This is a genomic window from Methylobacterium sp. Leaf100 (assembly GCF_001422845.1).
Lineage (GTDB): Bacteria > Pseudomonadota > Alphaproteobacteria > Rhizobiales > Beijerinckiaceae > Methylobacterium.
Genome location: NZ_LMMW01000037.1, coordinates 1 through 11,299 on the forward strand (window position 1 = coordinate 1; position 11,299 = coordinate 11,299).

Consider the following 11,299-nt stretch of genomic DNA (forward strand, 5'->3'; position numbering starts at 1 on the left):
TCGATCATCTCGGCCCGCACCGCCTCGGCCACCGCAGGCAGATCGCTCTCGGGAAGCCGACGCAGCGCGGACGTCTCGTCGAGACCGTCTAGAATCGAGGGATTGGCTGAAGACACTGGCATTGACCCGTTGTTCGCTGGTGACCGCCCGAACGGGCCTGACCCTTCGCCACCCACGGCGCCGGCTCCCCCATCCCAACGGTTGATCCCTGGACTGAGCCGGGACCCTTGAATCTGCACTTATAACGTCATTGCACGGCTTTGCCACGCATGGGCTCAGGGCCGGTCGTCCCGCCCCCCATGACAGGCGCGAGCGTCCGGCGTAAGGGCGGCAGTTAAACCTCCGGCCGTCGCCGATCAACGGTGCGGTCGCTCCCGGTGGCCCGCAGGCATGGGCCCGCAGGCAGGGGACAGCAGGAAGGCAGACCATGCGTTCTCGCCCGATGATTCGCCGTCTCCGATCGGGCTGCCTCGCCACCGGCCTCGCCCTCGTCTGCGGACTGCCGGCCGGGGGCGCCCGGGCCGCGGAAACGGCTCCCCGCGGCACCGTCGACCGGACCCCGTTCACGTCTGCGTGTCCGGGCCGGCATCCCTGTCGCCACCAGGCCGGCCCCGGCCCGTCCGACCGCGACGTACATCCCTTCGAGGGCTCCCTCGGGCGCCCCTGCGCCTATCGCTGGCGCGAGACGCCGTCCGGTCCCCGCAAGGTCCGGGTGTGCTTCTGATTCGCGCCCTCGCCCTCCTCGTCCTCCTGAGCGGGCCCGCCCAGGCGCAGACCTGCTCCGAGCAGTTCGCGGAGGGAATGCGGCCCGACCTCGTCAACCCGAAGCTCGCGCGGCAGGCGACGCCCCTGTGCTACGCGGCGTTCGCCCTCCTGCATTCGGGGGTGTCGCGGACACCGATCTATGCCGCCGAGCGCCTGACCCGGTCGAGCGTCGCGGCGGCGCGCGCCGTCGACCGCGTCGATGACTTCCACGACGAGGACGCCCTGCCGGAAGCGGAGCGGGCGCATCTCGAGGACTACGTCCGCAGCGGGTTCGACCGGGGCCACATGGCGCCGGCCGGCGATATGCCGACGAGGGCCGCACAGGCACAATCCTTCACCCTCGCCAACATCGTACCGCAGGACCGGGCCGTGAATCGCGGCCTGTGGGCGGCCATCGAGGAGAGCGTGCGCCGCCTCGCCACCGCCCGGGGCACGCTCTTCGTCGTCACCGGCCCGGTCTATGCCGGGGACAGCGTGCAGGCGATCAACGGCCGGGTCCTGGTGCCGACGCAGCTGTTCAAGGCGCTGTACGATCCGGCCAGGGGAGAGGCGGGCGCCTACCTCGTGCCCAACCGCGACGACGCCGAGTGGCGGGCCGTGTCCCTCGCGGAGCTGCGCGGTGTCGCCGGCCTCGACGTGTTTCCGGGACTGCCCGACTCGGTGAAGCGTCGCGCCATGGACCTCCCCGAGCCGCGCACCTATTCGCGGGGTGACGAAGCCGGCGGGCCGCCGCGCGGGCGGACTCGCGAACCGGATACGTTCGAGGCCTGGGCCAGGAACCAGCTGCACCGCCTCGCCCGGCGCCTGTGGCGCGACCTGATGCGGGCGATTTTCTGAGAGAGGAGACGCGCATGTCAGACACGACGCCGCCGGTGTTCCGGCCCTTCGCCGACGCGGCCGCCGTGCGGACCATCGGCGGCCTCTGCCTGGAAAACGGTCGCGACCGCATCGCCGTGCACGGCTCCCTCGACCTGACCCGGGATCGCGCCGGTCTGGAACGGGCGCGCGCCCTACGGGCGACGGTCACCGCCATCGTCGAGGCCCTCGAAGGGCAGAGCCTGCCCGAGGCGATCGCCGAAGCCACGACAGCCCCGGAGGTGGTGAAGAACCCCTTCGCCTGACGCCGCGCGTCCGATCTTCTTGCCGGTCCCGCGCCGCCCTGATACTCCGGCGCAACACTCATCAGGCGAAGCGATTGGCCCGGAGCGGTTCGACGACGGCGAGGGCCGGACCGTCCGACGGCGCATCGTGCGAGGCCCGGCCGGCTCCCCAAAGGGCCGCCGCGGGGCCGCGCACCCCATCATTCGGCATCGGCCGTGCCCGGAAGGGCCCCGATCCCACAGGTCAAGGATACCGGCATGGCGCGCGAATTCATCTACCACATGAAGGGTCTGACCAAGACCTACACCGGCGGCAAGAAGATTCTCGATAACGTCAATCTGTCGTTCTATCCGGACGCCAAGATCGGCGTGCTCGGCATCAACGGCTCGGGCAAGTCGACGCTCCTCAAGATCATGGCCGGCATCGACACGGAATGGACCGGTGAGGGCTTCGTCGCGCAGGGCGCCCGCGTCGGCTACCTGCCGCAGGAGCCCCAGCTCGACCCGAACAAGTCGGTCCGCGAGAACGTCATGGAGGGGGTCGCCGAGAAGCAGGCGCTCCTCGACCGCTACAACGAGCTCGCCATGAACTATTCCGAGGAGACGGCGGACGAGATGACCGCCCTCCAGGACAAGATCGAGGCGGGCAACCTCTGGGAGCTCGACTCCAAGGTCGATCAGGCCATGCTGGCGCTCGGCTGCCCCACCGACGAGATGCCCGTCGCCACTCTGTCCGGCGGCGAGCGCCGCCGCGTCGCCCTGTGCAAGCTCCTGCTGTGGGAGCCCGAGCTGCTGCTGCTGGACGAGCCCACCAACCACCTCGACGCCGAGACGGTGAACTGGCTGGAGGGCCACCTCAAGCAGTATCCCGGCGCGATCCTGATCGTGACCCACGATCGCTACTTCCTCGACAACGTCACCGGCTGGATCCTCGAGCTCGACCGCACCCGGGGCTACCCCTACGAGGGCAATTACTCGGCCTGGCTCATCCAGAAGCAGAAGCGTCTGGCCCAGGAAGGCCGAGAGGACATGGCCCGCCAGCGCGCCATCAACCGCGAGCAGGAGTGGATCTCGGCCTCGCCGAAGGCCCGGCAGTCGAAGTCCAAAGCCCGCATCACCCGCTACGACGAACTCGTGGCGAAGCAGAACGACAAGATCGACGCCTCGGCGCAGATCGTCATCCCCATCGACGAGCGGCTCGGCAACAACGTCATCGAGTTCGACCATCTCAACAAGGCGTTCGGCGACCGCCTACTCATCGAGGACCTGTCGTTCAAGCTGCCGCCCGGCGGCATCGTCGGCGTCATCGGCCCCAACGGTGCCGGCAAGACGACCCTGTTCAAGATGATCACCGGCTCCGAGACACCCGATGGCGGCACCATCTCGGTGGGCGAGACCGTGCATCTCGGCTACGTCGACCAGTCGCGCGACGCCCTCGATCCCGGCGCTACGGTCTGGCAGGAAGTGTCGGGCGGCAACGACATCATCTATTTCAACAAACGCGAGATCAATTCCCGTGCCTATTGCGCCGCCTTCGCGTTCAAGGGCTCCGACCAGCAGAAGAAGGTCGGCACCCTGTCGGGTGGTGAGCGCAACCGCGTGCATCTGGCCCGCACCCTGAAGGGCGGCGCCAACGTGCTGCTGCTCGACGAGCCCACCAACGACCTCGACATGGAGACCCTGCGGGCGCTGGAAGAGGCGCTGGAGGATTACGCCGGCTGCGCGGTGATCATCAGCCACGATCGCTGGTTCCTCAACCGCATCGCCACCCACATCCTCGCCTTCGAGGGCGACAGCCACGTCGAGTGGTTCGAAGGCAACTTCTCGGATTACGAGGAAGACAAGAAGCGCCGCCTCGGCACCGATTCGCTGATGCCGAAGAAGCTCAAGTACAAGAAGTTCTCGCGGTAGGCCGCGAACCAGCGCTCGGCGCGCATCCCCTCTCCCGGCTTGCTGGGAGAGGGGACCGCATATCGCGTTTCGAGCCTTCTGAAGTTCGCAACGCTTTGTCATCCCGGGGCCGCGCAGCGGAACCCGGGACCCAGAAACACCGGTTTAACAAAGTCTTGCGCTGTCGGCGGCTCTCGATTGCACTCCTTCGGCGCGGCCCTTCGGGTCCGGGTTCGCCTGGGGCGCTTCGGAATGACACCGGTGACCATGTGCGATCGCCCCGCGAGCGGGGAGAGGATCGACGCTCACGTCCGCCTCAGGCCCGTGCGCTCAGCGCCAGGGCCTCGCCCAGATCCCGCACGTCCGTGAGTTTTCGCCCGCGCCGGCGCAGATCCGTCAGCAGGGCCCGGTCCGGGAACGGGCAATAGGGCAGGATGGCGGGCGTCTCGCCCTCTCGCAGCGTACCGTCGGCGAGTTGCGCCAGGACGCGGTCCAGCAGCACCCGTCCGTGCTCGTGCAGGATCACGGACGCCCGCGTCGCCGTGGTGTCGGCCGGCAATGTCACCGCTTCCCGTGAAAGAATCGCCCCGGCATCGATGGTGACGGCGAGGCGATGCACCGTGACGCCGAAAGCCGGCTCCGGTTCGGCCAGGGCGTGGATCGTCGGCACGGGACCGCGATGGCGCGGTAACAGGCCGGGATGGACGTTGAAGCCGCCGAGCGGCGCCAGCGCCAGGGTCGCGCCTGACAGGATCTGGTCGAAGTGGAAGGTGACGATGATCCCGGGTGTGTGACGCGCGAACAGGGCCGCGACCTCCGGCCCGTTGACGTCGTCCACGGTCAGGGTCGGGATGCCGAGGCGGTGGCACAGGGCCTTCAGGCGCGTCGCGGTGGGAGTGTCCGTCGTTCCCGCCAGCCGCCGGGTCAGCCCGGACAGGGGGGAGAGCAGGTCGGGCAGCCCGAAATTCACCCCGAGATACGGCAGGATCGCGGGCCCCGAGCGCGCGAGATGCCGCCGCACCTGACCGATGAGCCCCCCTGAACTCGGACGCTCGGCATTGGACAGGCCGACGAAGGCGATGTCGGCCGCATGGTCCGTGACGAAGCGGCGGACGGCGCGCGCGTTCGGCAGGGCCTCGAGGACGAAGAGGGCGAGGCGGGGGCGGCTCATCGGCCGGTCCGGATCTTGAACTTGAACCCGCTCATGCCGAGGCGCCGCAGGGATTCGGGCAGCAGGGCCGAGCCGCGGGCGAGGGCCGCGATGATCCACGGGAAAGCGACGATGTCCCGGTCGCGGGCCAGCCCCCTGGCGATGCGGGCGGCCGCGTCCGCCGCGTCGATCTCCATGGGTCGCCAGCCCTGATACTCGCCGCCCATGGCGGTCCGGACGTAGCCCGGCGTCACCACGTTCACCTTCACGCCGTGGGGCTTGAGCTTTTCGCGCAACGCCAGCCCGTGGGCGAGGAGGGCGGCCTTGGTGCCGCTATAGGCCGGCGCGTCGGGCAGGGGCGCGAAGGCGGCGAGCGACGAGACCAGGGCGATCTGACCGGTGCCGCGGGCGCGCATGAGGTCGACGCAGGGGAGGGCGACGTTGAGAGCTCCGTCGAGGTTCACCGCCACGGTCTCGAACGCCATGGCGGACGTCTCGACGTCGCCGCCGGGGTCGCCACCGTTGATCGCCGCGTTGACGATCACGAGGTCGAGGGGATGGGCGGCGTGGGTGGCCGCGAGCCAGGCGGCGATGCCGGCCCGATCGCGCACGTCCAGGCGCTCGGTCTCCACGATCGCGCCCCTGGCGCGGCAGGCCTCCGCCACGGCGTCCAGGCGTGCGGCATCGCGGCCGTGCAGCACGAGGGTGGTGGCGGGCGTCGCGTAATGACGAGCGAGCGCCGCGCCGATGCCGCTCGACGCGCCGGTGATGAGGATGACGGGCATCGGCTCTGTGGGTTCTGGAAAGGGGAGCGGACCGGCGCTTCAGTAGACCGGTGCGAGATCCTGCGCATCCCCGGTCTCGGCGCGGCCGGCCTGGGCGGCGGCGAGTGCCGCGGCCGGGAGGGTCGCCTCCAGGCGCGGGATCGTCCCGGCAACGGCCCGAGCGATGGCCTCGCGGGAGAAGAAGCCGCCGTTGACCTGGGTGCGGTGCAGGACGACCCGGCGGAAATCGCGCATCAGGTCGGGGTCCGGCGCCACCGGCGCCGTCCAGAACGTCGCGAGGCCGCCCGCATGGGTGAGGCCCGGCAGGTTGTAGATCGCCTCGCCGGTGGCGAGGGTCGGACAGCCGAGTTCGAGGGACAGCATGCCGACGGTGCTGTTGACGAGCACCACGCCGCGGCTGCCGGCGATGAGGCTCGGCAGATCGCCGCCGTCGATGATGTCGAGGCGGTCGTTGACCCCGTGACGCTTGGCCGAGTGACGGGCGTACTTGCGCCAGTTGATCAAACCGCTGTCGAGGGGGTGGAGCTTGATCAGGAGCCGGGTCGCGCCCTTCGAATCAGCGGCGAAGGAGGCGATCACCCGGTCCATGAACGCCTCGACCCCGAGGAAGGGGGAGTGGACGCGGATCTGGTAGTCGCTGTCGAGTTGAAGCGGCAGCAGGAAGTAATCGACCCCCACTGCCGTGTAAGCCTCGTTGAGCCGGGCCGCCTCGCGCCGCGTATGGGCGCGGCGGGCGAACTTCTTGATCCAGCCGGCATATTCGACGGCGATGTGGTTGGGTCGGTGGCTGCGGAAATGCGGGAAGAAGTACGGGAAGCCGAAATTGGCGATGTTGTAGGCCACATCCCACAGGCTGCGCCGCGCCATGTCCCCGCTCGACGGCATGGCACGCCCCGGCTGCGGCAGGCGCCGCGCCACGGCCCGGATGGCCTCGGCGGTCTTGGGCAGGGACGAGTGACCGTTCACGCCGCCGAGTTCGCAGGTGATCCAGTTCGGCCGAAGGTAGCCTTCCTCGAACACATGGAGGCGCACGCCCAACGGCTCGGCCGCCGCACGGGCGGCAACGTGGTAGGGCCGGCAATCGCCGAACAGGATGATGTCTGTGACCCCGTGCCGGGCGATGTACTCGGCGACGTACCCGCCCCAGTTCTCGAACGACCCGCGATAATTGTCCGCGGGCAGACGCCAGAACAGCCAGTCGCCGGAGGAGAAATTGATTCGCCGGACCCGGTGACCGCGCTCCTCGAGGCTGCGCCCGAGATCGGAGAAGAACGGAGAGGCGACGCCCTGCAAGAACAGGAACGTGGCGGGTCCGTCGCGATGCGCGGGGGCGCGGGGTTGCAGCATTCCGAGGCGCGGGGTCCTGAAGCCCGGATACCCGGGCGAATGTCACGATGGAAGACGTCGCATAGCCGTTGAAAGGCAGCAATCTTAAGGCATGGTTACACAAAACGAATTTTAATCCGTGTGACCCGGCGGCCACGCGGCCCTGGCAGACGGGCATTCCCCGCGAACGGGTCGCATCGGGCCCCGCGAACGGGTCGCATCGGGCCCCGCGAACGGGTCGCATCGGGCCCCGCGAACGGGTCGCATCGGGCCCCCGCGAACGGGTCGCATCGGGCCCCGCGAACGGGTCGCATCGGGACGGCCGCTTGCGCGTTCGCGGTGTTTCAGGGTCGACCGGCCCGAAAACCGGTTCCCACTGTTCGGGCCGATGCTCTAGAGCCTGCAGCATCGGGCCGGACGCGGCGGCCCTCCCGTGTTGGTCGAACCGTTCATGCGCCCGAACCCGCCGCCTTCCCTGTTCTCCACCGGCCGGACCATCCGGGCCCTGCGCACGCAGGTCGCGGCGGCGACGGGCAGCGCGTTCGCCCACCCGTTCCAGCCCGGCGCCGTCGCGGTCGTGTGGGGTGCGGACGGCGTCACGGTCGCCGCCTTAAGCCGTCTCGGGCGGCCGGTACTCACGGTCGCGCCGGGACCGATTCTCAGCCCATACGACACGCCCGCCACGGGGATGGCGAGCCTGCGCCTCACCCTCGACGGGGCGCCGATGGGCGGCGTCCCGGCGGATCCGGCCCTGGCCGACCGATTGGCGCATCTGCGCCTGCACGGCCGAAACCGGTTTTCGGCAGGGGCCGGCACGGTGGCCGAGATCGAAGGCGCGGCGCTGATCCTCCTCGACGGCGCGGAGAACCCGGCCCGGACCCGGGCCTTCGTCGCCGGCGTGCTGGCCCGTCACCCGCAGGTGGACTTCGTCGCCGCCGGCCCCGAGGGCTGCGCCGATCTCGCACCCGCGCCGCGCCTGCGGGTCGTGCGGGCCCCCGTCGACCCCTGGGCCGCCTGCACCGCCGCCGCGCGGGTCTTCACCGGCGATGCGGCGAGCGCCGGCACGGCGCGCCTCGCGGGCGCCGATGTGGTCGAAGCCGATCCGCCGACCGAGCTCGACGACGCCTACGGCGCCGGCATCCATTGGTTCGATCCCTGGACCCGCGCGCCCATCGCCCGCGCGGAGTGCCTCGACAAGGTCGCGTGGCTGCGGGCGCGGTTCCGCGACAACGACCGGCCGACGGTGCTCGTCGGCATCTCGCGGTGGAAGCGGCCCGGCCTCGACGCCTTCACAACCGGCCCGTTCGGCCCACCCATCCACGCCATGGCGGCCGAGGACGCGGTGTACCGTGCGCCCCCCGGCGCCCGGGTCCTCGCCTGGGCGACGCGGATGCCCGAGCGCCTGGAAGCCCTCTGCGCCGAGGCGGGGTTGCCCCTGTGGCGGGTCGAGGACGGGTTCCTGCGCTCCGTCGGGCTCGGCGCCAGCCTGCAGCCCGGCGCCTCCATCGTGGTCGACGATTCCGGCATCTACTACGATCCGCGGCAGGACAGCCGCCTCGCGCGCATCCTGAAGACCGCCGCCTTCCCGCCCGATCTCGTGGCGCGGGCCGAAGCCCTGCGCCGGCTCGTCGTCGCGCGGCGCCTGACGAAGTACAATGTCGGCCTGTCGGACGAATCCGGATCGTGGCCGACGGACCGCCGCATCGTCCTCGTGCCGGGGCAGGTCGAGGACGACGCCTCCGTGCGGCACGGCTCGCCGGTGGTGCGCTCGAACCGCGCCCTGCTGGCGGCGGCCCGCGCCCGCAACCCCGACGCCTTCCTGCTCTACAAGCCGCATCCCGACGTCGAGGCCGGCTTCCGGCCGGGCAGGATTCCGGAGGCCGAGACCCTGGCGCTTGCCGACCGCATCGTCGGCGGGCTGTCCATTGTCGACCTCCTCGACCGGGCGCACCACGTCGAGACCATGACGTCGCTGGCCGGGTTCGAGGCCCTGATCCGTGGCCTCACCGTGGCGGTCCACGGGCGCCCGTTCTATTCGGGTTGGGGCCTGACCGAGGATCTGGCGCCCGACGCCGACCGCGGACGGCGCCTCGCCCTCGACGAACTCGTGGCCGGGACGCTCCTGCTCTACCCGCTCTACCTCGATCCCGTGGCGATGAAGCCGTGCTCGGCCGAGCAGCTCCTCGACCGCTTGAGCGCCGAGCGCGACGCCACGGCGCCCTCCGCGCTCGCCCTCAGCCGCCGCACCCTCCTGGCCATGCGGGCGCGCTACGCCGTGCTCAACCCCATCGTCCGGCTCCTGCGTGCCCGGCGGGGAGTCGGGCCGGGTGCGCAGGACGCATCCCCCATGGCGAAAACTCCAGACAAGGCGGACCCGGCTTGATCCTCACGGCCCTCGTCACCGCCCTCGCCCTCAGCCTCGCCATCGAGGCGTTCGACGGGCGCGGCGTGCGCCCCATCGGCCGGCGTCCCGGCGACCTCGCCGTGCGACTCTCGGCCTACGCCCTCGTGGCCGCGTTCTGGTTCGCGTTCTCGTGGCGCCCCTGGCTCGCGGGGTTCTCCTGCGTGCTCACCGTGGCGATCCTGACGGTGGTGAGCCGGCTCAAGCGCGGCGTCATCGGCGAGCCCCTGGTGTTCAGCGATTTCGCCCTCCTGCGTCAGGTGCCGCGCCACCCCGAACTCTACTACACCCGGCCCCTCACCGATCCGCGGATGGCCGGGCCGATCCTGGCGAGTGTCCTCGGAGTCGTCCTCTGGTACTGGGTCGAACCGGCCGCACTGCCGCACGAGCCGAGCGTCGCCGTACTGGCGGTGATCGCCTTGCCTCTGACCCTCTGGACCCTGGCGCGGATGGCCGGGCAGGGCGTCCTTAGCCGCTGGCTCGCCGCGCGCTTCCCCGCGCCCGCCCTGGAAGCGGACATCGCCCGCTACGGCCTGCCGGCGACGATCCTGGCCTATGCGGCACGTTGGCTGAGCCTGCGCGCGCCGGTCGAACAGGCGCCACGGGCCATCGTCCCCTCGGGGGCACCGGACCGCGTCGTCGTGGTGGTCCAGCTCGAATCCTTCGTCGATCCGGTTCGCCTCGGCGGCCCCGCCCTGCCCGTGATGGCGGCGTTGCGCGCCCGCGCGACCCGGTACGGCCGCCTGCGGGTGCCGGCCCACGGTGCCTACACCATGCGGACCGAGCACGCGGTGCTCACCGGTCGCGACGCCGAGGATCTCGGTTTCGGCCGGTTCGATCCCTACCTCACGGGGGGCGGCGCCGAGCCGACGAGCTTGGCCGGCCTCGCCCGGCGGTCCGGTTACGCGACCCTGTTCGTCCACCCCTTCCACCGCGACTTCTTCAACCGCGCCGCCGTCGTGACCCGCCTCGGGTTCGACCGCCTCGTCATGGAGGAGGACTTCGCCGACGCCCCCCGCGTCGGACCGTATGTCGGCGATATCGCCCTGGCCGAGCGGGTTCTGGTGGAGATCCGGGCCCGGACCGGTCCGCTGTTCCTGTTCTGCGTCACCATGGAGAACCATGGGCCGTGGAGGCCCGGGCGTCTGCCCGGCCTCGACGATCCGCACGCCCAGTATCTCCACCACCTGGCCCATACGGGGGAGGCGGTGGACAGGCTCATCGCCGGGCTGGACGACCGCGTTGCGCGCGAAGGGATCTCGGCGACCCTCTGCGTGTTCGGCGACCACGCCCCGGCCCTGCCGAACTGCCGCCCCGGCTTCGGCGGCACGGCGACGGACTACGCGGTGCTGCATTTCGGCGGCGTGCAGCCCGTCCCGGCCAGGGTCGATCTCACCGCCGACGCCCTCGGGCGGTTGCTGCGGGCGGAGGTCACCCCGGATCGAGGGCGACCGTCGCCAACGGTGCCGTAAGCCCAAGCGTGACCGTGCCACCCTCGTGACGCATTCTGGGCGGAGACGTCCCGGTCGGCTGGAAATCCAGCCTCGCGCAACAACGATCCGTTAATCTTATGGCAGCGTTTGCCCCATAGGGATGACGGGTTGCCCGCGAACGTGCCGCCGGGTTCGACGTCGAGACGAGGCGCTCCCGGTCTCGCCGTCGCGGAATGGGCGGCACTGCCGGACCGCGCTTCGCGCGAAACCCGGCCTGGAGAAATTGAATGGTTCGCACAGCGGCTCTCGCGGCCCTGACGGCATGCCTCGTGTCCGGTTGTTCCTCGATCCTACCCGGTGCGGGCCCGACGACGGGCGCCATCGTGGACGGGGCCGACGTGTCGACGAGCGAGGGCACGTTCGCGCGCTACGAACTCGTGGATCTGACC

9 protein-coding genes and 1 pseudogene are annotated in these 11,299 nt (G+C 70.7%); 7 read left to right on the top strand and 3 right to left on the bottom strand.

Going from position 1 to position 11,299, the window contains the following annotated elements:
* Positions 1-427 precede the first annotated feature (427 nt).
* The 4 genes from ASF25_RS23715 to ettA all read left to right on the top strand — a co-directional run bounded on the left by ASF25_RS23715 (position 428) and on the right by ettA (position 3,776).
* Entirely contained in the window at positions 428-724 is a 297-nt protein-coding gene (locus tag ASF25_RS23715) for a hypothetical protein (RefSeq protein ID WP_244473057.1), read from the top strand.
* A gap of 26 nt (positions 725-750) precedes the next feature.
* Positions 751-1,602: a DNA/RNA non-specific endonuclease gene (locus ASF25_RS15770; protein WP_244473058.1), complete on the top strand. Its 852-nt coding sequence runs from the start codon at positions 751-753 to the stop codon at positions 1,600-1,602.
* 14 nt (positions 1,603-1,616) lie between these two features.
* Positions 1,617-1,886, top strand: coding sequence for a hypothetical protein (locus tag ASF25_RS15775; protein ID WP_056305778.1), 270 nt, complete (start codon positions 1,617-1,619; stop codon positions 1,884-1,886).
* A gap of 237 nt (positions 1,887-2,123) precedes the next feature.
* Positions 2,124-3,776 (top strand): energy-dependent translational throttle protein EttA, encoded by a 1,653-nt coding sequence (gene ettA, locus ASF25_RS15780; protein WP_056172228.1) that lies wholly within the window; start codon positions 2,124-2,126, stop codon positions 3,774-3,776.
* A gap of 295 nt (positions 3,777-4,071) precedes the next feature.
* Here ettA and ASF25_RS15785 read toward each other — a convergent pair whose 3' ends face one another.
* Genes ASF25_RS15785 through ASF25_RS15795 form a run of 3 tightly spaced genes read right to left on the bottom strand, consistent with a single transcriptional unit; the run spans position 4,072 to position 7,037 of the window.
* Entirely contained in the window at positions 4,072-4,926 is an 855-nt protein-coding gene (locus ASF25_RS15785) for a formyltransferase family protein (RefSeq protein WP_056305781.1), read from the bottom strand.
* Positions 4,923-5,690, bottom strand: coding sequence for an SDR family NAD(P)-dependent oxidoreductase (locus tag ASF25_RS15790; protein ID WP_056305783.1), 768 nt, complete (start codon positions 5,688-5,690; stop codon positions 4,923-4,925). The genes ASF25_RS15785 and ASF25_RS15790 overlap by 4 nt, the downstream gene beginning before the upstream one ends.
* Positions 5,691-5,729: 39 nt before the next feature.
* Positions 5,730-7,037 (bottom strand): capsular biosynthesis protein, encoded by a 1,308-nt coding sequence (locus ASF25_RS15795; RefSeq protein WP_056172234.1) that lies wholly within the window; start codon positions 7,035-7,037, stop codon positions 5,730-5,732.
* A gap of 430 nt (positions 7,038-7,467) precedes the next feature.
* On the opposite strand from ASF25_RS15795, the gene ASF25_RS22110 reads away from it, so the two are divergent.
* The 3 genes and pseudogenes from ASF25_RS22110 to ASF25_RS23995 form a co-directional block, all read left to right on the top strand.
* Complete coding sequence (locus ASF25_RS22110; RefSeq protein ID WP_082502819.1) at positions 7,468-9,399, top strand: capsular biosynthesis protein; 1,932 nt, start codon at positions 7,468-7,470, stop codon at positions 9,397-9,399.
* Between the two features lie 41 nt (positions 9,400-9,440).
* Complete coding sequence (locus ASF25_RS15805; protein ID WP_244473059.1) at positions 9,441-10,889, top strand: LTA synthase family protein; 1,449 nt, start codon at positions 9,441-9,443, stop codon at positions 10,887-10,889.
* A gap of 248 nt (positions 10,890-11,137) precedes the next feature.
* Positions 11,138-11,299: pseudogene (locus ASF25_RS23995) on the top strand (sugar transporter); the annotation flags it as partial.